Annotated in this window: 24 protein-coding genes; 10 read left to right on the top strand and 14 right to left on the bottom strand. The window is 51.1% G+C overall.

Annotated features, from left to right (window positions below; genetic code table 11):
* Positions 1-9: 9 nt before the first annotated feature.
* Entirely contained in the window at positions 10-1692 is a 1683-nt protein-coding gene (gene hflX / locus H6G89_RS23125) for a GTPase HflX (RefSeq protein WP_190510993.1), read from the bottom strand.
* A 317-nt stretch (positions 1693-2009) separates the two neighbouring features.
* On the opposite strand from hflX, the gene galE reads away from it, so the two are divergent.
* The gene (gene galE, locus H6G89_RS23120; RefSeq protein ID WP_190510830.1) at positions 2010-3008 is read left to right on the top strand and encodes a UDP-glucose 4-epimerase GalE; all 999 of its coding nucleotides are present in this window, start codon (positions 2010-2012) and stop codon (positions 3006-3008) included.
* 52 nt (positions 3009-3060) lie between these two features.
* Here the strand turns inward: galE and H6G89_RS23115 are convergent, their stop codons facing one another.
* Positions 3061-4917, bottom strand: a complete 1857-nt coding sequence (locus H6G89_RS23115; protein ID WP_190510828.1) for a hypothetical protein — start codon at positions 4915-4917, stop codon at positions 3061-3063.
* Positions 4918-5000: 83 nt separating this feature from the next.
* Between H6G89_RS23115 and H6G89_RS23110 the strand changes: the two genes are divergently transcribed.
* Both H6G89_RS23110 and H6G89_RS23105 read left to right on the top strand, forming a co-directional pair.
* Entirely contained in the window at positions 5001-5717 is a 717-nt protein-coding gene (locus H6G89_RS23110) for a response regulator transcription factor (RefSeq protein ID WP_190510826.1), read from the top strand.
* A 10-nt stretch (positions 5718-5727) separates the two neighbouring features.
* A complete protein-coding gene (locus H6G89_RS23105) occupies positions 5728-6822 on the top strand; it encodes a sensor histidine kinase (RefSeq protein ID WP_309230086.1) in 1095 nt (364 codons plus the stop codon).
* Here H6G89_RS23105 and H6G89_RS23100 read toward each other — a convergent pair.
* The 5 genes from H6G89_RS23100 to H6G89_RS23080 form a co-directional block, all read right to left on the bottom strand.
* The gene (locus H6G89_RS23100; protein WP_242060087.1) at positions 6808-7758 is read right to left on the bottom strand and encodes a diguanylate cyclase domain-containing protein; all 951 of its coding nucleotides are present in this window, start codon (positions 7756-7758) and stop codon (positions 6808-6810) included. The two genes, H6G89_RS23105 and H6G89_RS23100, sit on opposite strands and share 15 nt — an antisense overlap.
* A gap of 655 nt (positions 7759-8413) precedes the next feature.
* Positions 8414-9004, bottom strand: a complete 591-nt coding sequence (locus H6G89_RS23095; protein WP_309230085.1) for a CPBP family intramembrane glutamic endopeptidase — start codon at positions 9002-9004, stop codon at positions 8414-8416.
* A 46-nt stretch (positions 9005-9050) separates the two neighbouring features.
* Positions 9051-10142, bottom strand: a complete 1092-nt coding sequence (locus H6G89_RS23090) for a DUF3326 domain-containing protein (RefSeq protein WP_190510821.1) — start codon at positions 10140-10142, stop codon at positions 9051-9053.
* 5 nt (positions 10143-10147) lie between these two features.
* The gene (locus H6G89_RS23085) at positions 10148-10366 is read right to left on the bottom strand and encodes a hypothetical protein (RefSeq protein WP_190510820.1); all 219 of its coding nucleotides are present in this window, start codon (positions 10364-10366) and stop codon (positions 10148-10150) included.
* A 10-nt stretch (positions 10367-10376) separates the two neighbouring features.
* Complete coding sequence (locus H6G89_RS23080; protein WP_190510817.1) at positions 10377-10706, bottom strand: 2Fe-2S iron-sulfur cluster-binding protein; 330 nt, start codon at positions 10704-10706, stop codon at positions 10377-10379.
* 489 nt (positions 10707-11195) lie between these two features.
* Between H6G89_RS23080 and H6G89_RS23075 the strand changes: the two genes are divergently transcribed.
* A complete protein-coding gene (locus tag H6G89_RS23075; RefSeq protein WP_190510815.1) occupies positions 11196-11594 on the top strand; it encodes a response regulator in 399 nt (132 codons plus the stop codon).
* Positions 11595-11697: 103 nt separating this feature from the next.
* Here H6G89_RS23075 and H6G89_RS23070 read toward each other — a convergent pair whose 3' ends face one another.
* Entirely contained in the window at positions 11698-11892 is a 195-nt protein-coding gene (locus H6G89_RS23070; protein ID WP_190510813.1) for a hypothetical protein, read from the bottom strand.
* A gap of 102 nt (positions 11893-11994) precedes the next feature.
* On the opposite strand from H6G89_RS23070, the gene H6G89_RS23065 reads away from it, so the two are divergent.
* Positions 11995-12561 (top strand): DUF2854 domain-containing protein, encoded by a 567-nt coding sequence (locus tag H6G89_RS23065; RefSeq protein ID WP_190510811.1) that lies wholly within the window; start codon positions 11995-11997, stop codon positions 12559-12561.
* A 1-nt stretch (position 12562) separates the two neighbouring features.
* On the opposite strand, the gene H6G89_RS23060 is transcribed toward H6G89_RS23065, so the two are convergent.
* Both H6G89_RS23060 and pdhA read right to left on the bottom strand, forming a co-directional pair.
* Entirely contained in the window at positions 12563-12820 is a 258-nt protein-coding gene (locus H6G89_RS23060) for a chlororespiratory reduction protein 7 (RefSeq protein ID WP_190510809.1), read from the bottom strand.
* Between the two features lie 276 nt (positions 12821-13096).
* Positions 13097-14131 (bottom strand): pyruvate dehydrogenase (acetyl-transferring) E1 component subunit alpha, encoded by a 1035-nt coding sequence (pdhA, locus tag H6G89_RS23055; protein ID WP_190510807.1) that lies wholly within the window; start codon positions 14129-14131, stop codon positions 13097-13099.
* 633 nt (positions 14132-14764) lie between these two features.
* Here pdhA and H6G89_RS23050 point away from each other — a divergent pair.
* Positions 14765-16999, top strand: a complete 2235-nt coding sequence (locus H6G89_RS23050; protein WP_190510805.1) for an IMS domain-containing protein — start codon at positions 14765-14767, stop codon at positions 16997-16999.
* A 27-nt stretch (positions 17000-17026) separates the two neighbouring features.
* On the top strand, positions 17027-18007 hold the full coding sequence (locus H6G89_RS23045; protein ID WP_190510804.1) for an AEC family transporter: 981 nt from the start codon (positions 17027-17029) through the stop codon (positions 18005-18007).
* Here H6G89_RS23045 and H6G89_RS23040 read toward each other — a convergent pair whose 3' ends face one another.
* On the bottom strand, positions 18008-18895 hold the full coding sequence (locus H6G89_RS23040) for an alpha/beta fold hydrolase (RefSeq protein WP_190510802.1): 888 nt from the start codon (positions 18893-18895) through the stop codon (positions 18008-18010).
* A 139-nt stretch (positions 18896-19034) separates the two neighbouring features.
* Between H6G89_RS23040 and H6G89_RS23035 the strand changes: the two genes are divergently transcribed.
* Positions 19035-20453 (top strand): hypothetical protein, encoded by a 1419-nt coding sequence (locus tag H6G89_RS23035; RefSeq protein ID WP_190510800.1) that lies wholly within the window; start codon positions 19035-19037, stop codon positions 20451-20453.
* 260 nt (positions 20454-20713) lie between these two features.
* Here the strand turns inward: H6G89_RS23035 and H6G89_RS23030 are convergent, their stop codons facing one another.
* On the bottom strand, positions 20714-22636 hold the full coding sequence (locus H6G89_RS23030) for a PP2C family protein-serine/threonine phosphatase (protein ID WP_190510794.1): 1923 nt from the start codon (positions 22634-22636) through the stop codon (positions 20714-20716).
* Positions 22637-22947: 311 nt separating this feature from the next.
* On the opposite strand from H6G89_RS23030, the gene H6G89_RS23025 reads away from it, so the two are divergent.
* Both H6G89_RS23025 and H6G89_RS23020 read left to right on the top strand, forming a co-directional pair.
* Positions 22948-23376, top strand: a complete 429-nt coding sequence (locus H6G89_RS23025; protein WP_190510791.1) for an NfeD family protein — start codon at positions 22948-22950, stop codon at positions 23374-23376.
* Positions 23377-23533: 157 nt separating this feature from the next.
* The gene (locus H6G89_RS23020; protein ID WP_190510789.1) at positions 23534-24484 is read left to right on the top strand and encodes an SPFH domain-containing protein; all 951 of its coding nucleotides are present in this window, start codon (positions 23534-23536) and stop codon (positions 24482-24484) included.
* A gap of 190 nt (positions 24485-24674) precedes the next feature.
* On the opposite strand, the gene H6G89_RS23015 is transcribed toward H6G89_RS23020, so the two are convergent.
* Both H6G89_RS23015 and xth read right to left on the bottom strand, forming a co-directional pair.
* Positions 24675-25508 (bottom strand): SDR family NAD(P)-dependent oxidoreductase, encoded by an 834-nt coding sequence (locus H6G89_RS23015; RefSeq protein WP_190510787.1) that lies wholly within the window; start codon positions 25506-25508, stop codon positions 24675-24677.
* Between the two features lie 119 nt (positions 25509-25627).
* Positions 25628-26413: an exodeoxyribonuclease III gene (gene xth, locus H6G89_RS23010; protein WP_190510785.1), complete on the bottom strand. Its 786-nt coding sequence runs from the start codon at positions 26411-26413 to the stop codon at positions 25628-25630.
* Positions 26414-26425: the final 12 nt, after the last annotated feature.

Genomic DNA, 26425 nt, shown 5'->3' with positions numbered 1-26425 from the left:
TGACTCGCTTCATACTGTCGAATATTGCACCAGTTGCACCAATCGTTGACGTAACGTTTCTAGTCCGAGGCGATCGCTCGCTGAGATAAACAACGCCTCTGGAAACTCGGACTGCGCCAGTGCCAAAGTGTCACCGTCTACCTGATCAATCTTATTAAATGCCAATAAGGCTGGGCCGGGAGTCATCGGCATCTCTGACAAGATATCTTTGACCGACTCAATCTGACTCTGCCAGGCGGGATGAGACAGGTCAACGACGTGCAGCAGAGCATCTGCCTCGGTGACTTCTTCCAGCGTGGCACGAAAGGCATCCATCAGGGAGGGAGGCAGTTCGTGGATGAAGCCAACCGTGTCAGTTAAGACAATAGAGATGGGTTTGTGAGTGACCGCATCTGTCACCACGAGCCGACGAGTCGTCGGATCAAGGGTGGCAAACAACTGGTCAGCGGTATAGACCTCTGCGTTGGTCAACACGTTGAGTAAGGTCGATTTGCCTGCGTTGGTGTAACCCACGATCGCCACGGATGGTACTTCTTGATGTTGTCGCTGTTGGCGCAAGCGAGAACGATGGGCTTGCAACTGATTTACATCGTGTTGCAAATGCGAGATGCGGCGTTGAATGGCTCGACGCTCCGTTTCTAGCTTCGTTTCCCCTGGGCCTCTCGTCCCAATACCGCCCCCCAGTCGAGACATGGCGCGTCCACGTCCCGTGAGGCGTGGTAGCATGTACTCCAACTGTGCCAGTTCGACCTGCAACTTCCCCGCACCGGACTGTGCCCGTTGCGCGAAGATGTCGAGAATAACCTCGGTGCGATCGACCACTCGAACTCCAATCTGTTCCTCTAGATTGCGGGCTTGTGCCGGAGACAGATCGCGATCGAACACAACCAGATTGACACCAAGCGTCTGCACTGTAAGCGCAATTTCTTGCACTTTTCCCTCACCTACAACCGTTTGAGGATGGGGACGAGGGCGTTTCTGATGCAACACTTGCAGCACCTCACCCCCAGCGGTGTCTACTAACCGACCCAGTTCCGCCAAGCTATCGTGAAACTGCTGTGAAGCAACATTTTCAGTCATCACCCCCACAATCAGGACTCGATCTTGCTTGCCACCGACCTGTTGAGCAACGTATTCTCGCCGAAATTCTTCTTCGAGCCCTTCTGCCAGGTCGAGAAAATCTTGCTTGGTCAGCGCATCCAAGCTCAGTGGCGGAGAGACTGTCCAGGTTTGCCCTGCACCCGGAACAAGGTGCGCCAGATAGGTTTCGTGGACATACCCTGTAGCTCCACCGCCACGACGCTCAAAACCGCCCCCCGAAAGGGTTAGCACTATCAGCGCATCGAGTCGTTGCAATGCCATCGCGGTCAATGTCGATTCGGTTGGAGTCTCTCGCTTCAAATCTGTTGCTACGCAGCGAATACCACTCAACCGCTCAGCCCCATAGCGTGGCAGTTCTAACGGGGGAATCTGGGTTTGGCGCACCGTACCTACCCCCACTCGAATCACCTGCCCCCGCCGATTGATATAGGTGCAGATGGGTTCATTAATGTCAGTGCTAACAGCCGCTAGTCGCTGGGCAAATTCAGGGGTAGTGAGGCGATCGCCCGGTAATCGCTGGTGATAGAGCCGCTGTAACTGCTTCAGCTGACTAGCCTTTAAACCTTGAATATTGCCGTAAATCGTCTCGATAAATCTCTAAGCCAGTCATCTGGCGCAAACTCGACTGTTCACTATTGTACTGGTTGAATTTTATTCTGAAGGGCAGTGAGAATTAATTTTCATGAGGCATGACGTGTTCGCAATTCTTTAGAAAATCTTTAGGTTGAGTATCCTGTAAACACAGAAAACATCCACGCTAAAACTGCAACATCAATTGGTCAAAAGCAGGGTCGTAAAGATTAAGCGAAGTGCTCGCTCTGAGGTGGCAACTCGGGAATTTCTGCTGATATAACTCGAAAGGACATATGTTCCAGCACAAAGAATTTCACGAGGCAGTAGAGGGCACTATGGCAGACGCAAAACCAACCATTTTGGTAACTGGCGGAGCAGGGTATATCGGTTCTCATGCCGTTTTAGCTCTACAGCAAGCCGGTTATGGCGTTGTCGTCCTTGATAATCTGGTTTATGGTCATCGAGAGTTAGTCGAAGAAGTATTAAAGACGGAGTTAGTGATCGGCGATACGGGCGATCGCCAGCTTTTGAGCAACCTGTTTGCCAGTCACGACATCGCTGCCGTCATGCACTTTGCTGCCTATGCCTACGTGGGTGAGTCAGTCGCGACGCCAGCAAAGTACTATCGCAACAACGTCTTAGGCACTTTGACCTTGCTAGAGGCAATGCTGGAAGCCGACATCAAAACATTTGTCTTTTCATCAACCTGCGCGACCTACGGCATTCCCAAGACTGTACCCATTCCTGAAGACCACCCCCAGCACCCAATCAACCCCTATGGGGCGACCAAGCTGATGGTCGAGCGGATCTTGCTGGATTTTGATGCCGCCTACAACTTCCGGTCAGTCTTCTTCCGCTACTTCAACGCGGCTGGGGCAGACCCACTAGGACGCATCGGTGAAGACCACAACCCAGAGACTCACCTGATTCCTCTCGTGTTGCAAACGGCTCTGGGCAGACGCAGCGCAGTCTCAGTCTTTGGCACTGACTATCCCACCCCCGATGGCACCTGCATTCGCGATTATATTCACGTTAGTGACCTTGCAACCGCCCATGTTTTAGGGTTGGAATATTTGCTCAAAGGTGGGAAAACTGATGTGTTCAATCTGGGCAACGGCAATGGGTTCTCCGTCAAAGAGGTGATCGAAACGGCTCAACGGGTGACTGGCAGATCGATCACCGTTGTAGAGGGCGATCGCCGACCTGGAGATCCACCCGCTCTAGTCGGTAGCGGCGATAAAGCCAGAACCGTTCTGGGTTGGCAACCCCAATACGCTGATCTGGAGCAGATCATCACCCATGCGTGGAACTGGCACCAGAGGCGACACGGCTAAATCACCCGATGGTATGTGGGACGGAATATGGGACGCATTGTCTATCAGTTCGTCACCGTCTTGCAAACCCGCCCAACTGGGGGTCATAAGTGCCGAAGACCCTGCCATCAGCGTTATACAAGTCAAGGGGCAACTGAGCCTGATTGCTCACCTCTGAGAAGGTGCTCAGCAACATATCCACGTAATCCTTTAAGGCAGCCTGGGTGTTGGCATCGCCTGTCAGGGGGGCATTTGACAGCACCGCTTCGATCGCCCAGTCATACTCCGTGGTGAGTTGCACCTGAATCACATTCGGCTGAACCGCATAGGTACAAATTCGAGACGTAGCGACACAGACGCGATCGAGTTCCGTAGTGGCTGACTGAATCGCCGATGCGGCTCTCATATGGTTTTGGGCAGAAGCCAGTGCTGTTTGATAGGTGGTGACGAGCGGTTGAACCTGGCTGTGATAAGACGTTCCGTTGGAAACCTGCTCAGCGGTCGATAACGCATCCCGCCACTGGTCAACAGCTTCAGACCACTGCTGGCGTTGTTCTGCTCGACGGGCTTGCTCCGCCAGGGTCAACGCCTGATTGTAAGCCGTCGCAGAACGGACTTCTTGATCGTGGCGATCGCGAGTTGCTGTCAAACGGGGCTGATAAATGCCCAACAACTGCTGCGCCTCAGCATACGCCATTGTCCCCTGAGGGATGTTTTTTAAGGCATTAATCACCACTTGCCAGGTCTCATAGGCAGATTTCCAGGTTGCCACAGAAGTAGCCGCCGTTTCGCGGGCTTCCGCTACCTTTGCCACATCACGAGCCGCCTCAATCCGCTCGTGCGCCTGGTGTTCGACCTGGATGCGGTGGTTGATCGATGCCAGGTTTGCCTCGTATTCTCCACGCTTGCGCTGCGATAGGAGATAGATCGGGCTATCAGAAGGGACATCCTCTAACAGGGCGATCGCCTCCTTCCAGAGCATCTGCACCTCGCGCCAGGTTGCCAACGGATGGGGAGCATTTTGGCTTTTTTCGGCTGCCGTCTGAGCCGTCTTTAAAGCAGTGACCACTTGCTCAAATACGGCTGTGCGCGTTTCGTAGCTCTTGAGCAAGGTTTGGGCAGTGGAGTAATGTCCCGACCAACTGGGAATTGTGCTCAACAAATAATTGGCTTCCAACAGCTGTTGATAGGCATCCAACACCTCCTGAGCCGAGGCAGTTGGCTTCGCCAGTTCAGCCGACTGCTGGCTTAACTGTTGTGCGGTTTCCAGGGGGGCACATCCGCCCACCACACAGGGACGGGTCAACACGTATAAGCCGCTTCCCAGCGCAAAGAAGCCGATCGCCGTACTCACGACCAACACAGGAATTGGAATCCGAGCTAACAATGGGATGCGATCGAACCAATCAGAGGATTCTTTAGCAACCGACACCGAGACTCCCGCACCCGAAACATCACCTGTTGCATCCGTTGCCGTGGTAGGGAGTTCCACTGCGGCGAGTGGTTCAACGATTGCCTCTGTCGTGGCATCAGCGTCATTTGTGGACGTGGTAGCCTCATCCAGGCGATCGCCCACCTCAAAAGACGTCATCTCCAACATCAATTGGGTTGTGGCATAGGGCTGTTGTCCCACAACTCTGAGAAAGAGCCGCACAGGCAGTACTGCTGATGGTTCGTGGGAGTCCTGAAGCTGCATCAGGATCCGCTCCAGCCAATCGGGGTCTGCTTGCCGAAGAGCGTGTTCCACAATCTCAAAGGTTGGCTGAGGAGCGGGGGCGATCGTCGTAGGATGTTGGGCAACGACAATCAGTGAGCCTTGCTTGAGAGCACAACGCACCTGCCACGAGGGATGTAGTGTTTCAGCCTCTAGCTCTCCCTGTAACCACCGCTCAAGCGATCGGAGTTCATTCTGGTGTTCGGCTGTTCTCATTGAGCAATATCACTTTCAAAGTTTTGTTCAATACTGGACTAAGAGAGGCAAAATCGACAAGAGGGATTTACCCCTGCAAAATTATGGATATTTTAATCGTTGAAGACGAAATTGAGATCTCTCAGTTAATCCAGCTTTATCTAGAAAAAGAGGGCTTTGCCTGTCGCACCTGCCGGGATGGTCTGACCGCACTGCAAATCGTTCAGGAACAACAACCCGACTTGATCATCCTCGATCTGATGATTCCAGGCATGGATGGCTTGGAGGTATGCGCTCGCATCCGGCAAAAATCAGACATCAAAGACCCCTACATCCTCATGCTCACTGCCAAAAGTGAAGAGATCGACCGCATCATTGGGCTGTCAACGGGAGCAGATGACTACATGGTCAAACCGTTTAGCCCCAGAGAACTGGTTGCGCGGGTTCGAGCCTTGTTTCGGCGAACGCTCCGGCAGGGCGGACAGGGACGCAATTATCAAACCCAACACTTTTGGGTCGATGTTGATCAACGGTTGGCACAACGCCAAATCAGCCCAGAAGAGTCACATCCCCTCGACTTGACTACACTAGAGTTTGACCTGTTGACGACCTTTATCAGCCAACCGGGTCGCGTCTGGAATCGTGCCCAACTCATCGAAAAATTGTGGGGAGGGGACTTTTATGGAGATGAACGGGTCGTAGATACCCATGTAGCACGCCTGCGCAAAAAGATTGAGCCTGACCCCGCTAATCCGACCTTTGTTAAAACGGTTATTGGAGTGGGATACAAATTTGAAGATATGCCCTTAGAGGGAGCTTAGATTAACGCTAGTGTCTAAAGTTGGTTTGCGATCGCGTCTTTTTCTCTCCCACATCATCGTCATGATTGTGGGTATCGCCACGCTGACTATCATCGGCAGCATCTCGTCCCCTCGTTTCTTTGTGGTGTATCTAGAGAAGATCGAGTTTCGGGGAGTGGTTATCCGCCAGGTTCGTAAAGAACTGGTGCAAGGCTTTAAAGAAGCCTGGACACGGGGAGCCTTTTGGTCAGTCGCAGTCGGAGCAACAACGGCAGGTGGACTGAGTTACCTCGTCACAAAACGCATCGTGCAACCCCTGGTGCAGATGGAAGACATCACCAAACAGTTTGGAGCCGGGCAGATGACAGCACGAGTGCCCGCCAATGAAATTCCTGAATTGGATCAGTTAGCGACCAGCTTTAACCGCATGGCATCCAGTCTGGCAGATGTCGAACAACGGCGACGAGAGTTAGTCAGCGACTTGACCCACGAACTGCGGACTCCCCTTACGGTGTTAAATGGCTACTTAGAAGGGCTGACAGACGGCACTGTAGAACCCTCTCCCCAGATCTACGCCTTATTAGGGCAGCAGACCAAGCGAATGCAGCGGCTCGTCAATGATCTGCAAGAGCTCTCCAAAATGGAAGCGGGATATTTGCCGATTGACACCCTCCAGGTTGATCTCCACTCGTTGCTCAGTTCCGTTGTACGAACCTTTGCCGATCAACTCACCGCCGAAAGTCCAGTAACATTGTCCCTCAAGTATCCGAACGACATTCCCCCGGTGTTAGCTGACCCACAACGAGTTGAACAAATCCTGGCAAACCTGTTGAGTAATGCCCTGCGCTACACATCCGTGGGGATGATTACGGTTGAGGTCACTTATAAGGGAGACTTTGTTTGGATTGCAGTGACAGATACGGGTATCGGCATTGCCACGGAGGATCTACCCCATGTGTTTGAGCGATTTTGGCGAGCCGACCGTTCTCGCGATCGCCACTCTGGTGGCACAGGCATCGGTCTTGCCATCTGTCGTCGTCTTGTCGAGTTACAAGGCGGCACGATCGAAGTAGAGAGCCAACTGGATCAGGGCAGCACCTTTCGCTTTTCCCTACCGATAGCATGACAATGGAGCCAACACGACGCGATCGCGCCCTGCTGCTTTAGCCTGATAAAGGGCTTCGTCTGCCTGAGCAATTAACCAATCTGGGGTCAAGTCTGGCTGAGGAATAGCCGTCGCCACGCCAAGGCTCATCGTAATCGAGGAACGCACCAGCGAAGTCTCATGGGGAATTGCCAACGCCCGCACTACGGTACAAAGCTTTTCAGCGATTTGAACCGCATGGGATGCCTCAGTGTTCGGTAAAATCACCGCAAATTCTTCACCCCCATAACGAGCCACCAAATCGGTGGAATACCGTACATTGTTTTGAATCACCTGCGCTACCGCCTGCAAACAGCGATCGCCCGCCTGATGCCCATAGGTATCGTTGTACAACTTAAAGCAATCGATATCACAGAGAATCAGTGCTAATGGCAACTGATTTCGCATCAAATAACGCCACTCATGATTAAGATATTCATCAAACCGCCGACGATTCGCCACCTGAGTGAGATCATCAACCGCTGCCAGACGTTTTAACTCTGCATTCAACGCTTCTAACTTCTGTTGTAGTTGAGATTGCTGAATTAACCGCCGCACCCGTTGCCGCAACACTGCCCAATGAATCGGCTTCGTCACATAATCTGCTGCCCCAACCTCAAAGGCTCGATCGACCGACTGCTGATCTTCTAATCCAGTGATCATCAAAATCGGGACATGCCGATCTTCAACTAATTTCTTCAACTGAGCACAACACTCAAAACCATCCATATCAGGCATCATGGCATCGAGCAGCACAATGTCAGGGTTGAGTTGTGCAAATGCGATTAATCCATCCTTTCCATTATTTCGTTCTACAATTTCATACCCTTCCCGGTGCAAAAACATCCGCAGTTGCATACGGATTAGAGGATCATCATCCACGACCAAAATCAGCGACGAATCAGGTAAAGGAGTCATTAACATGTGCCCTCCTCATCAAGTTCAGCCTGTAGCGCACAAATCCTCCTAAACTAAGTTAACAATATAATTCCCTATCCTTTCGCTACGGTCTTACACCCTCTCAAACTTTGTTCTTATGTTTTTCGCTCTTGTCGCCATGGGTCTTGAGCGATCGCCCCTGCAATTGACACAAAGAAAAGATGGAAACTACAATCTCAGCACGGGTTTCACCCCCAACTGAGGATAAAACTCCGCATTGGCTCTATCTCCACTACCTCATAGTTGCTATAGAAATAGTTGCTATAGAAATAGTTGCTATAGAAATACTCACTGCATTCTGCTGGGTATCAATTGTGCAGATCGCATACATGAGTTGCACATAAATTGCACATAAATTGCACATAAATTGCAACTGCCAGGATGATAGAGCAGGGGATGTAGGGTTACGCTCCAGCCTCCCTGACACTCGTCCTGATCAAAGATTGAACTATGTGACAAGAATGGTTCAAAGCAGTCTCAGGGATGCCCTCTTGTAAAATGCACATCCCACACAGGATCCCCGTCTAAAAACGTCTCATTCAGTATCATGAGGAGTTTTATTAAAAATTTGGATCGTAAAACCACGGATATCCATTACCAGTCAGTGTCTCAATGAGAAATCCCACGGAGAAATTTAACGAGCGGTTCCGTGACTTAGTTTCCAGAGAAAACTAGAGATCAAATTCGTCGTAATGTGAGCCACCAACGGCACCAGCAAATTACCCGTTGCTAAAGCACTACACGCCAGAACAACGCCAATTACAGTTGCCCAAACAACATAAGCCCAATGTTGAGAGCCACTGTAGTGCATCACGCCAAAACAGATACTAGAAACAATCACACCAACTGCATTTAGACCAAAAGCGGGCAACATGACCCCCCGAAACAATAGCTCTTCGCTTAATCCAGGTAATAAGCCCAACCAGAGCAAATCGGGCAATACCAGGGGTTTTAACACCAGATCAAGGTAAAAGTCAGCACTGGCGCGGTAAGCTGCCCAGAGCCGATACACCACCGAACTCACGACAGTGATACTCAGCCCTAACCCGATTCCTAACGCAGCCGCTGAAGCCCGCCAATGAAAAGGCATGAGTTCGATTGGAGTGAGGGTGACCCAGATACGAGCAATGACCAGGAGCACAATCGCGGTAATGCCCATCGCGGCTAATACCTGAATGCGGCTCATTGATTGGTTTTCAGGTTGGTTTGGCAGTGGATCAGTCACAAAAAATACGCAAGACACGACCGAGAAAAGCAACCCGAACCTGGCATCAACCGCCTTGAAAGAGTTTAGTTTCTAGAGGATTGATTGAGGCAAAGGGTTGTAACTGAATCAGGTCTGGGCGTAGGGCAGCAGGGCTAATGCCAGACCGATGAGCGACCAATACTCCCAGAGCTTCTAAGTATGAGTTTACCTGTAATGCCGAGATCCCGACCTCAGATGGAAAGACTTTCATCCGAGTTGTGTTGTCTGCAACGGTAATGATTTGAGCCGATTGGCTCAGACTCAAAACCGCACTACCACCGCAGGCACTATCGGGGATCACCACAGCATCCACCTGGTCTGCCCAGAGATCAGTTGCTTGGGTTGGCGATTGAGTTACAAAGTGAGGGGCACGGCTTAGCCCCACCAAAACACACGGCAGAAACGTATAGCCCAACTCTTCGGCTGCCGATCGGGGGGATAGTTGGGGATCAAGCGGCAGGGGAGCCAATGCTGGAGCATGGGCGCAGGGCACCCGAAAAGTTTTGACAATCAGATGGCTGATCACTGCCTCTGCCCCAGCCAGGGGATCAACCCCCTGACCATAGCGATAGGCTTGCAGTGCCTCACTACCCAAATCGTCTGGAAAACGTGCGACAACCGCGATCGCCTCTGCCTTTGCCCCGTGGATCAGGGTTTCGGTTGCCCGCAGCAAGCTATCCGGATGTTGAATCGTTCCCCAGGTGGCTCCCGATGTGGCTGTCCGTAGCTCAACCCCCAGAGGAGCGTCGGTTACAACATAGTCCGTCAGGGATAAGCCCAGCGTGGCTCGTGCTGCATCGGCGACTTGTAAGTGTCGCCAGCGCAGATCAGACTCGATCGCCTGATCAAACACAATGCCAATCCGGTTTTGATGGACTGGGCGCAAGCCCCACCGTCCCGCAGCAAATTGATCCAACCCGTAGCCCTCAACATAGAAGGCATTGGGCAACGACCAATAAAGCTGAGCCCCATTCAGCACATTGGGATGGGTGATGAGCCGATCGGCAATCTGGGCGATCGCACGCGCAACGGGCAGGGCATCCCCCGCATACCCGCCGATCGCGGCTCCAACCCCTGTTGGCACAATTAAGACAACCGTATAAGGACGATGATTCAAAAGATCTAAACCGTTAACGTAGGGACAGAAAAGGCAGCGGTAGGAGCCTCAACCGTGATAACCGCTTCGATATGGGCTTTGCTACGCTCTGAGTCAATCGCTGTGATTGCCCATCGCAACGGCTCGCCTTGCTGCTGTAGGGCTGTAGCGATCGCTTGCTGCAACCTTACTGGCGAGGGATCAAGATTCACCTCAACCGTAATCAATTGAGTCGTTAGAGCCATATAACCCCGGCTACTTTTTCTGCTGAAATTGACCAAACTGCAAATGATAGACCACGTCTTCTTTTTCAGTTTCGATCTTGAGATTTGAGCGAGGATAGGCAACACACAACAAAGCATATCCCTGCGCCTGGAGTTCGTGACTAATACCCATGCCATCCCCTTGCTCGACAGTGCCCTCTAATACTTGCGCTGCACAGGTGGTGCAAACCCCTGCACTACAGGAGAAGGGCAGGTCTAACCCAGCGGCTTGAGCAGCCGACAGCACAGTTTCGTTAGCAGATACCGCTAATGTGTGCGTTGTGCCTTGATGAAGAATTTCAACGGTGTATGTTTCGGACATAAATGAATGATTTGAAATGAATGATTAGAGAACGGCAATCTAAACCCGTTCTAATTGAGCTTGATCTCATTTCCTAGCTCCTTTCCTATTGTTTCATGAACCACTACAAATCGTCTTGCCGATTTGGTGTTCTCTAGCGGTATATCTCACCCAGTACTGAGTTTCCGCCATCTGACTGATGTCTGACCGAAGAATAATTCCTATAGTTATGACGTTGAATAATGCTACTTGTAGGGTAGACAAAATAACAATAGATAGTGCAAGTTAACCCCTGTTAACTGAGTCAAACGGGTTGAATTGAGTCGGAAATACTGAGGCGATCGCGTCTCTCTTCGGTGTTTCTGTCTTAATAATATTGAATCGCAATTTGAACTTTTTCGGATAGAGTTCGCCCAAACGATAGAGGGATCAACAGCCATTCTCTGAATACAGTAGTGATATAGTCTTATGCTTGGTTCACAAACAGAGTCGTGTAGCAGCTCAGTGGGAATGTTACCTAATCGTTGTCGAAATCTTCGTGTGATGGTGGTCGATGACCATGAACTGGTCCGTTTTAGCCTTAAATCGGCTCTACAACGCCATCCTCAAGTGGATGTTGTGGCGGTCGCCAGAAATGGTCAGGAAGGAGTTGAGATGGTTCGGCAACATCGTCCTGACGTTGTCATTCTAGACTTGCAAATGCCAGTCATGGATGGGTTAAGTGCGTCTACTCACATTAAAAGTCTTTATCCTCAGACTCAAATTGTGGCTTACTCATCCGTCCGTGATCCACAGATCGAAGTCATGATCCAGACCGCTAAGATTGACGCATTTTGCGATAAAGAAGTTCCTCTCGAAGAACTGATCACCGTTGTGTTGCAATTGGGGCAGCGAGTCGAGCTGTCATAGTGAGTTGAGCTGTCATAGTGAGTTGAGCTGTCATAGTGAATCTGGTTGAGTCAGATGGGGGAGTTTGCTCTTTGACTGCATCTACCCCTCTCTGACTATGCCTTTAGATAGTTTCGCTACCACTAATATTGGGAAAAGTTTTCTTAAACTCGTCAATCAATTCGTCAATTTCTTCGAGTGCCTGATTGACATCAATCCGCAAGGTGCCTAAATTGGGTTGTTCTAACAACCGCACGAGGGAGTCACGTTTGCTCTCGACGACGCGAATGCGTTCTTGTAAGGTTTGGGGATCAAGCATGGTTTGGCTATTCCTTGGCAATCTAAACGGTTGTTCTTAATTCATCCTAATGCAGAGTCGATCTGGTGAATAATTGTAAAGAGAACAATTTAATTCATCAGCATGTTAGGCAAGGTTTCTTTAGGCACAGTTGGGTTAGTCGTCGGTGGGCTTTTGACGGTAGTGGGCTTTGTTGCCTATTTCTCACAAAGTGCAACCCTCAATTTAATTGGCTTCTTCTATGGCATTCCTCTGTTGTTGGGGGGGTTAGCTCTCAAGGCAGCTGAGCTAGAGCCAGTTCCTTATGCTCAGCCGACATCACCAGATGTGTTGGCATTGCGAGAGCAGCAAGCCACCTCGACCCAAAATCAAATTCGCAAAGATGTCACTCGCTATCGCTATGGACAATCGGCTCATTTAGATAGCTCTCTCAGTCACCTGGGGCTTAGCCCAAACGATGAGGAGCGACCCACGCTGCAAGCGATCCATGAAACGGCGATCGCGGGTGCCTATGCCCTGATCCTGGAATTTGAGTCTCCAGCGATTCCATTTGAAACCTGGCAGCAAAAGCGGGACAAAATGGAGACTTTCTTTGGACCCGGTTTGCGGGTCGAGTTGTCCCAACCCGATGAGGAACAGATAAATGTAGCACTGATCGCTATTCCTGAAACCTCGCCAGTGACGGCTTAGGTTATTTCTCCAGGCGCACAACATACCACTGGAGATAATGTCCTGGAGCGACATCAATCTCACAGGCTGTTTCCATTAAATATTGGGTTTGCTCATCCACTGTCGCAAACTTTTGTAAGTCTCTCGGTAGATCGTCCTGGCGGGAAGTCAGGACGATTTTAAGTTTTTCGAAGAGTTCTGGCGCAGTGAGGAACCGTTCTGGTTGGTTAGGTTCCAACACGACGTAGGCATCCTCACTGTACATGATGGGATCGGGCATGATGGCGAAAAGAAGAGAGAAGAGGGAACGAAAAATTCGAGGTGTCTCACCTTTAACCCAAAGTATAGCCGTAGCCGCATTCGATGCGGCGTATAGCCATAGCCACCCGAGTTAGAACCAGGGAAAGGGTGAAACCCTTAGCTGGTGGAAGCCTTCACACTCCCTGCCTTGACCCAAATGACAATAGCTGTACCCATTCATCTCAGCCCTAAAAAAGAAAGGCGTGTTTTTAAGCAACGTCTTTCTCTTTATCTATCTTCGATTTTCTAGTTTCTCTTACTCGTCTTCGGCGAAGACATAGCGATAGAGTTCACTGGGATCTGGCTCAGGGCTGTCTTGAGCAAACTGCACAGCATCTTCAACAATGGATTGAATTTCCCGGTCAATCGCCTTTAGCTCATCAGCCGTTGCCAGGTTGTGATTGGTCAGATGGGCAGCTAATTGCTTAATCGGATCACGAGCCAGCCAAAAATCTTTCTCAGTTTTAGAGCGGAGTTCGTCGGGGTCCGCCAGAGAGTGTCCCCGGAAGCGGTAGGTCAATGCCTCGATCAGGGTTGGTCCTTCGCCTGCACGAGCACGGGCGATCGCCTCTTGAGCGACAGCACGCACCGCTAACACATCCATGCCATCCACCTCAACCCCGACCATGCCAAAGGCAGCCCCCTTTTTATAGATTTCGGGTTGAGACGTGGCGCGTTCATGTGCCATACCGATCGCCCATTTGTTGTTTTCAACCACAAATAGGATGGGTAGCTTCCACAGGGCTGCCATATTCAAGCATTCAAAAAATTGCCCGTTGTTGGTTGTGCCATCGCCAAAAAAAGCCGCTGTGACTTGATCGGCAGATTCATCCCCCATCGTTTCACGGCGATATTTTGATTGAAACGCTGCCCCCAGCGCAACCGGAATTCCCTCCCCGATGAAGGCATAACCGCCGAGTAAGCGGTGTTCTGATGAAAACAGGTGCATCGAGCCACCACGCCCCTTACTACAGCCTGTGGCTTTGCCAAATAGCTCTGCCATCACTTCCCGCGCCGGAACCCCCACGCTGAGCGCGTGAACGTGATCGCGATAGGTGCTGCACACATAATCTTCCCCCGGACGCATTGCTTGAATCACGCCCGTCGAAACGGCTTCCTGTCCGTTGTAAAGGTGAACGAAGCCAAACATTTTGCCGCGATAATACATCTCAGCACACTTGTCTTCAAAAGAACGCCCCAAGACCATATCTTTATAGAGCGTCAACCCTTCGTCGCGGGTGACAGAAGTTGCTGTAGCTTGAAAGGTCGGTAGTGTTCGTTCTTGAACCATGGGTTTGTAGTGTCCTTACAACAATATCCTTGCAGGCGAGTCTTTACAGCCGATATGGGATGGCAATTTACTAGCGCAATCCCAGATCTTAACAGGCTTCGGTATGCAAATCTACATTAACCATATCGTCACTCTCACAAGTTTGAGCTATACTAAATGGCTTCCATAGCCGTACTGGTTACGGAATCCGTATAGCTTGAGTGACCTCACCTATCAACAGTGCTTTAGCTCAGTTAAACCACCTTCTAGAGCTAACATCGCTAGCACTCATGTTGGTCTGCCTCTCAGATGACAGTCTTATAAAACCGATAACAGTTCCATTTTCTCAAGGATTTCTGGTGGTGACTCGTGATTTTTCTGGATTGGGGGTTTAGAACATCATCCCATGTCGTCGCTGATCCATTATCGTTACTGAGTGGTACAGAAGCCTGGATGTGATGTCTTTTGCGTTAACTCCTGGAGCGATTTCTATAAGTTACTGAAAGTTATGTTAAATTTGGCAGTTTTTTGTCTATGCTGATGAGTAAATTTTGTGAACGCCGCCAAAGCAATACAGGCGCGACGCTTGTCAGGGTTTGAAGGCGATATTAAACCACTTTATTTAAATGTTGTTCTCTGTTGGGGAAGTGGACCGTGCGAATTCCGCTTGATTACTACCGAATTTTAGGATTACCAATTCAGGCAACGGCTGAGCAATTGCGGCAGGCTCATCGCGATCGCACGTTGCAACTCCCCCGACGAGAATATTCAGAAGCGGCGATCGTCGCCCGCAAGCAATTGCTGGATGAGGCATACGCCATCCTGTCTAATCCCGAAAAGCGTCAGGCGTATGACGCGACCTTCCTTACCAAGTCCTACGACTTAGAGCATGAGCGGTTAAGCCAGTCGGTTCCAGCTGACCCAGATGCTCTCTTTAAAGAAGCCTTTAGTGCCAGCACCCCCGCCGATCCGTACACCTCCAGCATCGAAATTCAAGATCACCAATTTGTCGGTGCATTACTCATTTTGCTAGAGCTAGGAGAATACGAGCTTGTTCTAAAATTAGGGCGGCCCTATCTCAGCAGTGGTAGCCTCAACCTCAATACCGGGCGATTAGGACAACCCGATATCGTGTTAGCTGACATTGTATTAACCCTTGCCTTTGCCTGTCTGGAACTGGGACGGGAGCAATGGCAACAAGCACAATACGAAAATGCTGCCGAGTCGTTGCAGACGGGTCAAGAGTTATTGTTAAGGGAAGGGCTGTTCGCCAGCGTGCGAGGTGAAATGCAATCAGATCTCTTCAAATTACGTCCATACCGGATTCTAGAGCTGTTGGCACTACCAGAGGCTAACGAGGCAGAACGTCGCCAGGGAATGAACTTACTGCGCGACATGCTGCAAGATCGAGGTGGCATCGATGGATCAGGGGATGATCAATCAGGGTTGACCATTGACGACTTCCTCCGGTTTATCCAGCAACTCCGCAGCTATCTCACCTCGGCAGAACAGCAAACCCTGTTTGAAGTGGAAGCCCGTCGCCCCTCAGCCGTAGCGACCTATTTGGCAGTATATGCGCTGCTAGCCCGTGGTTTTGCCTATCAGCAACCTGCCCTGATTCGCCGTGCCAAGCTGATGCTCGTCCGGTTGGGCACTCGTCAAGACGTTCACCTGGAGCAGGCGGTGTGTGCTCTATTATTGGGGCAAACTGAAGAAGCCAGTCGCGCTCTAGAACTGAGCCAGGAATATGAATCGCTGGCATTTATTCGCGAGCACTCGCAAGGCTCTCCTGATTTGTTGCCGGGGTTGTGTCTGTATGCCGAACGTTGGTTGCAGAATGAAGTGTTTCCCCACTTCCGCGACCTGGCACATCAGCAGGTATCCCTCAAAGACTACTTTGCCAATGAGCAGGTGCAAGCCTATTTAGAGGAGTTGCCCAACGAGGTTGAGACTCCAACGAACCAGTGGACGGTCGTCTCTGGAAATGGGCAAGGTAGCTATGCCAGAGCCGTAAGTGGAGCCTCTTCCAACCATCGAGAAGTGGCTGACTTGAGCCAACGCAGTCGAACTGCCGATCAAGCAGGGCATCGAGCGATGGCGAGCAAAGCCGCTACCGCGACACTCGAAACCACGGCTGTGGGGCATCAAAATGGCTCCAGCACAATGCCAACGGCTGAGCGAGTATCTCAACTGTCACCAGAGGGTCGCCTAGGGGGACCTGGGGGGCGGCCCAGTGCTGATAAGAGAGGGCGAGTCCCTGATAACCCCCATATTCCCAAGTTAGACTCAATTCCACGTCATCCAGGACATCGTCAAACGCTGCGACTCGATCGGCTGATGTTTACAGTGGCACTGGGATTTCTGGGTGTTGGGCTGTTAATCTTTAGCCTGGTGCGCTTGACTCGCGCTAACAATGCCCCTGAACCGCTCGTGCTACAGTCCCAATTTGGTAGCCCACTGGTCACACGCGCAGAACCCCTGATTCCTCCTGATCAAAACGCTCCACTCACTAATGAGACGGCTCAGGAAGTAGTGGAGACGTGGCTTCAGGCAAAAGCTGCCGCAATGGGACGAACTCATGCGGCTGATCAACTACCCCAGATTTTAACTGGCACAACGCTGACTGCATGGCAAGCTCAAGCCGCAGAAGCCGAGGAGAATGGGGTGTATTACGAATATGAGCACAGTGTCAAAATTGAATCAGTAACTCCCAATCCCACCGATACCAACCAAACTCAGGTGGTGGCAGAGGTCGTTGAAGCGGTGAATGCCTACAGCAACGGTCAACCGGATGTTGGTTCCTCACGTGACGAAACCTTACAAGTCCAGTATGATTTGATTCGTCAGGATGGGCAGTGGCGCATCCAGGAAATTACGGTTTTGCCGTAGGCGGTTACTCCCTTATTTTCCTCACTCATGACAGATACCCTGTTGCAGGCTTACGCGCCGTTTTTGCTGTGGACTGGGCTTGGGGTTTTGCTGTTGAATGTTTTGCCGGATAGCTTTCCCCGGTTTTTAGGGCGTAGCCTTTACTGGGTAGGGGTTCCCCTGCAAATTTTTACGTTGGCACGGCAAACGGATCTCTCAAGCCGGATCGAGTTAGCTCCCTTTGTCACGATCGCCACTCTATTAGGTGGTTTGTTGCTGAGTTGGTTGGTGTTACGGGCTTTGAAGCCCTTGACCCCATCCCTTGCTTCTGACTCTACCTCTGAGGAAGATCAGTCTCTTCATCCATGGCAACTTCCATCCCGCCGGGGCAGTTTTATTCTCTCGTCAATGATTGGCAACACGGGATTTGTGGGGTTAGCGATCGCCCCTACCTTTGTGCCTGATGACTATGTGGGCTGGATTATCTTTTACAGCGTCACCAATAATATTGTGGGAACTTACGGGATTGGGGTTTTCTTAGCCAGCTATTATGGGCGATCGAAACAAACCAATCACTGGCTAATTCAGGTGCGGGATGTGTTAACAGTGCCTTCGCTGTGGGCATTTATGCTCGGTTCTCTAACACGCCCAGTGCCCCTGCCGACTGAAGTAGAAGCAACCCTGCACGCCTCTCTCTGGGTGATCGTCCCCTCTGCGCTATTGCTGATGGGGATGCGATTGCGTCAACTCAAAGGGTGGCAAAGCCTCCGGACAGCGATTGTGCCAGCAGTCTTAAAGGTGCTGTTACTGCCGCTCCTGGTAGGCATTGTTACCACGTTGATGGGATTGCCCGTCGAGCCTCGCCTTGCTCTGGTGCTGATGTCGGGGATGCCAACAGCCTTTGCAGGGCTGATCCTGGCAGAGGAATATGAACTCGATCGCGACTTGATCGCCAGCAGCATTGTGGTTTCAACGGCATTGTTGCTATTGGCGATCCCGCTATGGCTACTCCTATTTCACCACGTCTAGTTATTTTACAGATTGCTCAACCCAGTCTCGAATCAGCGCATCTACCTGATCGGGAACTTCATCGTGGGGGCAGTGTCCGGCGGTGATGTAGTGCTCCATTAGCGAGGGGTAATGTTCCCGAAACCGGACTCCACGAGCGCGAGAGTTCATCCAGGGGTCGGCTTCACCCCAAATGGTGAGCAGAGGGCAGGTCATCTGCTGCAACAGCACATCTACTTTTTCGCCCTGAGGAGACTTAAACACAGAGGCAAAAACTGCCACTGCTCCTGGGTCACAGGATGGACGGTAGATATCTTCAACTAACTCGTCAGTCACCGCACTTTTGTCGAGGTAAACCCGCTCTAGCGTTTGACGAATCACCGATCGCTGCCGGACGTATTGAAACAAGAGGTAACTGGGCACAGGTTGCAAAAGGAGCGATCGCGCCATATCGCCCAAAAACTTTTGGAAAGGGTCGGGCTTTGCTTCGCCATCTGCCTCGGTGAAAGGACCCGCACTGTTAATCAACACCAGTCCTTTTGCAGATTCAGGACGTTGAGCCGCCACACATAGTGAGGCATAACCACCTAACGAATTGCCTGCGAGGATGGCAGGTCGCCGTATCACGTCTTGAATAAAGTCATGGAGTTGGTCGCGCCAGAGATCCCCACTGTAAGGCTGATCGGGTTTTGCCGATCGCCCAAACCCCAACAGATCGATCGCCCACACTTCAAAGTCACGGCTTAAATCAGCAATATTTTTGCGCCAATGATCCGTTGAGGCACCAAACCCATGAACCAGCAGCAGGGGAGGGTTATCGTTCTGACGATGTCCTGCTTTGACATAAAAAATCGAATGCCCTCGCCAGTGCCAATAGGCTCTGGTTGCAGGTGCCGCGGACGTTTGCATAATTAAAACCTGTTAAGAAAAATGAGAGAAGCGTCATTGGCTATTTTATCGCAGTCCTTTACCCAACCCCCATTCCCCCTTGCTCAGTGTCTGGCGTTGCTTCATAGTGATTGGGTACTCATTCTTCATCTGCCCTGATATGCTTGCTCGTCGAGAGCCACAACCAACCCGATCGCGCCTTAGCCTCTGGTTTGACCGGGCGATCGCTGCCCTTGCTCTACTGAATTTAGGACTCGTCGCCTTTGACATGAGCTACATTCCCTGGCGGGACTGGTATCTGAAGCAGTTTCCGGCATTTACCCAGTGGTATGGGGAACAATTTAAAGGCATCGAGCCACATCGAGACACGGTTGCTTACCTCGAGACGGTCGATCGCCTCACAGAACAGGTGACTCAAACAGGTTTGTCGTCTCCTGAGGTCAATCGGTTACTCAGCGACTTGCGTGCCCAGAGCGACAAAATGATCGATGAGAATCCATTTGAGTTGGTGGGCAAGTCGGGGCAACTGGAGCGCATCAAAAACGACATGCGCGATCGCATCGGTAACGACTCATCGAAGCAATCGTTTGCCACCTTTTGGAGTCAGAACTATCTGAGCCAGCAGGGCTTTAACCAGGAAATCGCCTTCTTTGAAAACGAGATCCGTCCTGTCATAGCGACAAACTACTTCCGTAGCATTGACGAGACGGGTGGCTTTGTCGATCGCTTCTGGAAACTTGATATTTGGTTTGTAGGGATCTTTGCGCTGGAGCTCTTAGCCCGCACCTTTTACCTCAGTCGCCGTTATCGGGGAGTCAGTTGGTTCGACACGATTCTCTGGCGGTGGTATGACCTGCTGTTGCTGATTCCGTTTTGGCGATGGTTACGGGTAATCCCCGTGGTGATTCGGCTGAATCAAGCCAAACTGGTCAACCTGGAACCCCTGCGTAACCGTATGAGCCACAGTCTAGTTGCCAACTTTGCGGTAGAACTGACGGAAATTGTTGTCCTGCGGATTATTGATCAAACCCAAAACCTGCTGCGGGATGGCAATGTGACCCGTTTGTTGCTCAAGCCCGATACTCGCAAGCGATATATCGAACTGAGTGGGGTGGATGAAGTAGAGGCGATCGCCAATCGGCTGATCTCAGTATTGGTCTATCGTGTCTTACCCCAAATCAAGCCGGATGTGCAGGCGATTATCCAACATAGCCTATCGCGCGTTTTGCAGCAGTTGCCTGCCTACAACGGATTGCAACTCGTTCCCGGTGTGACCGATCTTTCTAAACAACTGACCGATCGCATTGCCAGCGAAGTTTCTGAGACGGCATATCATGCGCTGGTCGAATCGTTGAAGGACACGACCGGGGCAGAACTCACCCGTCAACTGATCGAACATCTCATGACAACCTTTCGAGCGGAGGTGCAAGAGGAGCAGACTCTTGAAGAGATTGAGGCTCTGCTGACGGTCTTCTTAGAGGAGGTCAAGGTGAACTACGTCAAAAACCTGGCAGAGGAAGACATCGACACTCTGCGACAACAGACTCAGCAGATTTATCAAATTACCCGCAGCAAGTAAGGGGGAATGGGGAGTAGGGAGTGGGGAATGGGGTTGAGTTCAGCAAGCACGAGTCCAAGCATTCTCAATAAACGGGGGATGGAGAGTGGGGAGTGGGTGTATCGATTAAAGCGTGTTTGTTCCCGTTGTCACCCGCTATAAGCATTCAGTATTCGACGGCTCGACTGAGCGTTCGACCAAGCTCACGCCGTCTGAACAGTGGGGTAAGCAAAAGCTCCACTGCCTACTCCTCTACTCCCTACTCCTCTACTCCCTACTCTCTACTCCTGCGAGGGTTGCAGCAATCGCTCCCAGGTCTGCCCAAAGCCAACGGGATCGACCTGCCGCCAAATAGATAACCCCATGCCACCCAACAGGATAAACAGCACCAGCAGACCGAAGGTGAGAGCCAAATAATTGGGCGATCGCCGCTGTGGTTCCTCGGAGACGGGTTCCAGATCTTCCTCAGCATCCTGATCGTAAAGCAAGGCTCTGGAGGCTTCAGAGAGGGGTGAGATGGGGGTCAGTTCTGAAGGGGTTGCGGGCGCATTGGGGTCGAATAGGGTCGGTTCTTCCTGGGTGACTCGGCAATATAGCATCACGATGGAAATGTTGTCATGTCCATTGTGCCGATTAGCGAGTTCAAGCCAGGTTTGAGCGACAATCTCCAACGGCATCTTGCCTTTGAACAAACCATGGGTCATCGACTCCCACGATCGCTCCACTAAGCCGTTGTCACTCAACCCATCCGAACAGAGCAACAACACCCCTTCTTCCTCAATCATGAAACGTCGTACCGTGGGGAAGATGGTTTCTGCATCACGGGTTCCTAATGCCTGAATGAGTGCCCCTGCATCGGCTCGTCTCAGCGACTCGTGATAAAGACTGCGTCCCAGTCGCACTTCTCGCGTTGCGATGTCGTCGTCTACGGTGAGTTGGTGGCAATAGCGAGGGGTAATCCAGTAAGCACGACTATCCCCCACATTGGCAATGTATAACTCATGCGTGTTGCGTGCCCCCATCTCGGTGGTGAGCTTTTGCGGCAACTGGAGTGCCAGCACGAGGGTCGTGCCCATGCGCTGACGGGCTTCTCGTCCCTGCTCATTGTTCTGTCCTGCGATCAGGTTATTCACCACCCGAATGATGGCTTCAATCTGCTGCATCACGACATCCGGGGGAATTAACTCCGTCTGCTCTGCCACTTCTGCCAACAACGCCCGAATCTGAAGTTGCAGCGATCGAATGGCGAGTTGAGAGGCGACTTCTCCCCCTGCATGTCCGCCGATACCATCACAGACGATCGCCAGGTGGGGCAAAAGTGGGTCAGTTGAAGAAAACAGGTCAATCGCTTTACCTTCTGGCGGAAAGCAAGCATCTTCGTTGTGCGATCGCTGTGTGCCCGTAGACGACCGGGTGACGACCTGTAACCGCAGAGGAACATCGGCGGCTCGCTCCAACAACAACTGGTTTAACGCAGTCGAGACAGTTCTATAACCGGCCTCATTCGTTGGAACGGTTTGCATTTGCTGGGCGATCGCTTGTAGTTGGGGGGCGATCGTCTCATTAGCAGACTTTATCCACCGCATCCAGACCGCCGCCAGTGCAGCCAGAGTGGGCGGTTTTGCCGTGGCTCCTCCAGTCGCATCGGGGTAGAGTTCTCGCAGGCGGACTCGCCATCCTTCAACCCGCACGTTATCCGGCACAAGAAGGCTATTGGCGACTCCCTGAGTTTGGAGTGGAACCCACAATTCCAACAATTGCCACAACCAATAAAGTTGCCGTACGGCTGAAACTTTTGTCCACAGGGTTTCTAGAGCAGGCAACGGTTGACCCGATGGATCGAGGGGCACGTTGTCCAGCAAAATGACGTCAATTCCTTCAAACGTGCTGAACCCATACACCTCTGGCACATGTAGCCGTTGAGCAAACAGATGCAAGTACGGCATGGCGATCGCCGGAAACTCAGTGGGGATGGCGGGTAGCAATGCAGGCTGAGTATCAAGCCAGACCTGGGGAAACATGACCAGATAGCGATCGCCCACTTGAGTGCCTGCGGGAATCTGCTCAATCCCTTCTCCTGATGCCCAAAGATAACGGTAGACCAGGGGGGTCTGGCAGCGATCGCAGAGCCGTCGTCCCAGGGAATTGTCGGGGTGGAGACAAGCAGGATTAGGGCACTGGATCGAAGATGGGGAGCTATTCATGATCATGCCGACAGAGAATTAAAGAACGTGAACTAAAGCAAGGTTTTACGGGGATGACGTGTGTGCTGCGTTCATCGCTACCCATCACATCCATCATCTTTTGATCGAAGCAACTGTTAAAGATAGATTGACAAATCCACGAAATTCTAAAGCCTGAGATAGATTGGGGTTGCTCCTAATACAACACCTAAGCCCCTCGTTCATCCGGTGTTATTTCTCCGAACTTCGGTTTATCTCAATTTTTTGAGTTTGACCGCGATCGCCCTCCCTGTAACTGTATTGATCTTTAACAGTGTCTAACTGAGATTCGTATGTTGAGTCCCGCAGCAATTTGGCTGATTGCAGGCGTTATTCTTTGCCTGATGGAATTGTTTTTGCCGACGGCATTTGTCGAATTTACGATGGGCATTAGTGCCATTATCGTAGCGTTGTTAACGCCATTTGTACCGCATTTTGGCATTCAAGTAGCACTATGGCTAGTGTTATCTGTGATTTTGGTCATCCTGGTGCGGCGGTTTTTACCCACTGGTAAACCAAAGACCATCGACGATGAAAGAGAAGCAAAGACCCTCACCGAAATTCCCGCTGGTCAAACGGGACGGGTGCTGTATGAGGGCAACTCCTGGCAGGCAAAATGTAGCGATGAGAGCCTGGCGATCGCCGCCAATCAACCCGTTTATGTGGTGGGGCGCAAAGGCACCACTCTCATCGTCATGCCTGAATCTTTGTTACATTCTTAGACTCTTTGATTTTTGTCATTGGTCATTAGTAATTAGTAATTGGTTATTAATGCGATCGCTACCCTTGACCATTAACCATTGACCATCAACCATTGACGACTGATCAGTAATTCGTAACAAATCCCGTTTATTTCCCTCAAAACCTTAAGAGGTCATTATGGAAGGATTTTTCTTACTCGTATTTTTGGCATTAGGCGGTGCAGGTCTGGCTGGTTCCGTCAAAATCGTAAACCAGGGCAATGAAGTACTGGTTGAGCGGTTGGGCAGCTACAACAAAAAACTTAGCCCTGGCTTAAATTTTGTTGCTCCATTTATCGATCGCGTCGCCTATCAAGACACCATTCGCGAAAAGGTTTTAGACATTCCGCCTCAGCCCTGTATTACTCGCGATAACGTGTCTATCACGGTGGATGCGGTTGTGTACTGGCGCATTGTGGATATGGCAAAAGCCTATTACAAAGTGCAAAACCTGCAAGCGGCAATGGTAAACCTGGTGTTGACCCAAATTCGGGCAGAGATGGGGCAGTTAGAACTCGACGACACTTTTACAGCGCGATCGCAAATCAATGAAATCCTCCTCCGCGATCTGGATATTGCCACCGACCCATGGGGTGTGAAGGTGACTCGCGTGGAATTGCGAGACATCATTCCCTCCAAAGCCGTGCAGGAGTCGATGGAATTGCAAATGTCCGCCGAACGCCGCAAACGGGCTGCCATTCTCACCTCGGAAGGTGAACGTGAGTCAGCCGTGAACACCGCACGAGGAGCAGCCGAGGCACGCATTCTGGAAGCCGAAGCCCGTCAAAAAGCTGCCATTCTAGAGGCAGAAGCACAACAAAAGGCGATCGTTCTCAAAGCTCAAGCAGAGCGGCAACAACAGGTGCTCCAAGCGCAAGCCACTGCTGAGGCATTGCAAGTGATCACCAGTGTGCTCAAAAACGATCCCAATGCTCACGAGGCACTCCAATTCCTCATGGCGCAGCACTACCTCGATATGGGAACGGCGATCGGAGCTAGCGGCAGCAGCAAGGTGATGTTTATGGATCCCCGCAGTATTCCTGCCACCCTGGAAGGGATGAAGGCGATCGTGGGTGACAACGGAAAGTAAGGGAGTGGGGAGTAGGAAATAGGGAGTAGGGAATGGGGAGTAAGGAAAGTCTACTCAAGTGGACTGGACTCGCTTCTAGTCTGCTTTAGCAGACTTCGTATCACTAGCCTGCACTTTCATCCAGATTTGATATGACAGATAAGGATTCTGGTAACGTTTGGCTGAACTCACTCCAAACTCCCTAACTCTCTTAGGAAGCGATCGGCTGATCCTGATCCTTATTGCGGAAAGCTTTTCGCATCATCCACTGCACAATTCCCGGCAGGAAATTGTGAGAAGCCAATGAGATTTTTGCAGACCCAACGACCACTTCATCCCGATTTTGGGTTACAGCTTCCCAGACAGCCTTAACAACATCCTCTGGCTTCTCTACAAAAGGAACTTCCAGCAATTGCTCAACCTGGCGGCGGCGATCGCGCTCATCCTCTGCGTCTTTGCCCCGAAAAATGGCTCGCTCCAGGAAATCAGTTTTGATCAGGTTGGGATAGATGCCGCAAACCTGGATGCCTTTAACCGATAGCTCCGCTTGTAGAGCCTGAGTCAGCCCGGTAACTGCAAATTTAGTTGTGGTGTAGGGCACCAGATAGGGTACAGGTACTTTGCCCCCGATGGAACCCAGGTTGACGATCGTGCCTTTGCCCCGCTCCAGCAGGTGCGGCAGAATGGCGTGAATAGTGTGGACATACCCCCACAGGTTGGTGTCGATCGCCTGATGCCAGTCGTCCAACGAAAATTCCTCAACTGGACCAGAGAGATAGATGCCCGCATTGTTGATCAGCACGTCGATCGCCCCATAGTGAGCGATCGCCCGCTGAATCAGATTCTTGACCTGCTCTGGATCTTTGACATCGGTGGAAATGGCTAATGCTTCGTAGCCAGAGGTTTTCAGGTCTTGCGTCACCGCTTCCAGGCGATCGCTTTGGCGTGCCGATAAAACGACGTTGTACCCCTCTCCGGCAAACTTTTGGGCGATCGCTTTACCAATTCCTTGCGATGCTCCGGTAATTACTACAGTAGAAGCCATAATTTCTAGTTGTGCAATGGGTTGATGAATGGTGTTCTTTTACCCATTGGCACTAAATGCCAGAGAATTTGCCTCTGTCTATAGTCATTTCCGTGGGAAATAGAGGGTGCTGTCTTATACTAAATTTCCACCACAACAGGGGTATGGTCGCTCGGTTTCTCTAGCTTGCGAGGAGCTTTATCAATCACACAACTTTTGGCTTGCTCGTAGAGTGGAGGCGATAGGTAATGGTGATCAATTCGCCAACCCAGATTGCGACGGAAGGCAGCCGCCCGATAATCCCACCAGCTAAACTGTCCCTCCTCTTGATTAAATTTGCGAAATGCATCTGCCAAACCCAGTTCCAGAACAGCACGGAGTGCTTCACGTTCCGCATCCGTCGCCATGACTTCTTTTTCCCGTCCCGTGGGGTCGTGGATGTCGCGGTCTTCCAGGGCAATGTTGAAATCACCACAAACTAATAAATTGGGATATTGCGTCAAAAGAGCTTTGAGATAGTCGCGCAAAACCCCCAGCCATCGCAGCTTATACTCATATTTCTCACTGCCAACCGATGAGCCATTGGGGACATAGAGATTGACAATGCAGACCTCATCCAACACACCCATAATGACTCGTTTCTGATCGTCTAAATCAGCAACTAACTCCTCCCCCAGTACCGGAGCAAAACCCATCTTGACATCGAGTAATGGAGTCTGGCTAAGCAAGGCCACCCCGTTGTAAGACTTTTGCCCATGAACGTAGGCAAAATAGCCTAATTCAGTGAAAGCAGCCAAAGGGAAGTCTTTATTTTCAACTTTGGTTTCCTGAACACACAACACATTCACAGGGTTATCTCGCAACCATTGAGTCGTGTGATCCAGGCGCATCCGTATGGAATTGACATTCCAGGTAGCAATCTTCATAGCTCTTCTTGA

It is taken from the genome of Oscillatoria sp. FACHB-1407, assembly GCF_014697545.1.
Classification (GTDB): domain Bacteria; phylum Cyanobacteriota; class Cyanobacteriia; order Elainellales; family Elainellaceae; genus FACHB-1407.
Note: the sequence above shows the minus strand (reverse complement) of the source record. Positions and strands in the feature narration are given on the sequence as shown.

Excerpts from the sequence above, each read along its gene's own strand:
- H6G89_RS23025 (WP_190510791.1), top strand. The coding sequence starts at position 22,948 with ATGTTGAGTCCCGCAGCAATTTGGCTGATTGCAGGCGTTATTCTTTGC.
- H6G89_RS23110 (WP_190510826.1), top strand. The coding sequence starts at position 5,001 with ATGGATATTTTAATCGTTGAAGACGAAATTGAGATCTCTCAGTTAATC.
- pdhA (WP_190510807.1), bottom strand. The coding sequence starts at position 14,131 with ATGGTTCAAGAACGAACACTACCGACCTTTCAAGCTACAGCAACTTCT.
- xth (WP_190510785.1), bottom strand. The coding sequence starts at position 26,413 with ATGAAGATTGCTACCTGGAATGTCAATTCCATACGGATGCGCCTGGAT.
- H6G89_RS23020 (WP_190510789.1), top strand. The coding sequence starts at position 23,534 with ATGGAAGGATTTTTCTTACTCGTATTTTTGGCATTAGGCGGTGCAGGT.
- H6G89_RS23040 (WP_190510802.1), bottom strand. The coding sequence starts at position 18,895 with ATGCAAACGTCCGCGGCACCTGCAACCAGAGCCTATTGGCACTGGCGA.
- H6G89_RS23100 (WP_242060087.1), bottom strand. The coding sequence starts at position 7,758 with ATGACTCCTTTACCTGATTCGTCGCTGATTTTGGTCGTGGATGATGAT.
- H6G89_RS23075 (WP_190510815.1), top strand. The coding sequence starts at position 11,196 with ATGTTACCTAATCGTTGTCGAAATCTTCGTGTGATGGTGGTCGATGAC.
- H6G89_RS23115 (WP_190510828.1), bottom strand. The coding sequence starts at position 4,917 with ATGAGAACAGCCGAACACCAGAATGAACTCCGATCGCTTGAGCGGTGG.
- H6G89_RS23070 (WP_190510813.1), bottom strand. The coding sequence starts at position 11,892 with ATGCTTGATCCCCAAACCTTACAAGAACGCATTCGCGTCGTCGAGAGC.
- H6G89_RS23080 (WP_190510817.1), bottom strand. The coding sequence starts at position 10,706 with ATGTCCGAAACATACACCGTTGAAATTCTTCATCAAGGCACAACGCAC.
- H6G89_RS23015 (WP_190510787.1), bottom strand. The coding sequence starts at position 25,508 with ATGGCTTCTACTGTAGTAATTACCGGAGCATCGCAAGGAATTGGTAAA.
- galE (WP_190510830.1), top strand. The coding sequence starts at position 2,010 with ATGGCAGACGCAAAACCAACCATTTTGGTAACTGGCGGAGCAGGGTAT.
- H6G89_RS23030 (WP_190510794.1), bottom strand. The coding sequence starts at position 22,636 with ATGAATAGCTCCCCATCTTCGATCCAGTGCCCTAATCCTGCTTGTCTC.
- H6G89_RS23045 (WP_190510804.1), top strand. The coding sequence starts at position 17,027 with ATGACAGATACCCTGTTGCAGGCTTACGCGCCGTTTTTGCTGTGGACT.
- H6G89_RS23085 (WP_190510820.1), bottom strand. The coding sequence starts at position 10,366 with ATGGCTCTAACGACTCAATTGATTACGGTTGAGGTGAATCTTGATCCC.
- H6G89_RS23060 (WP_190510809.1), bottom strand. The coding sequence starts at position 12,820 with ATGCCCGATCCCATCATGTACAGTGAGGATGCCTACGTCGTGTTGGAA.
- H6G89_RS23035 (WP_190510800.1), top strand. The coding sequence starts at position 19,035 with ATGCTTGCTCGTCGAGAGCCACAACCAACCCGATCGCGCCTTAGCCTC.
- H6G89_RS23065 (WP_190510811.1), top strand. The coding sequence starts at position 11,995 with ATGTTAGGCAAGGTTTCTTTAGGCACAGTTGGGTTAGTCGTCGGTGGG.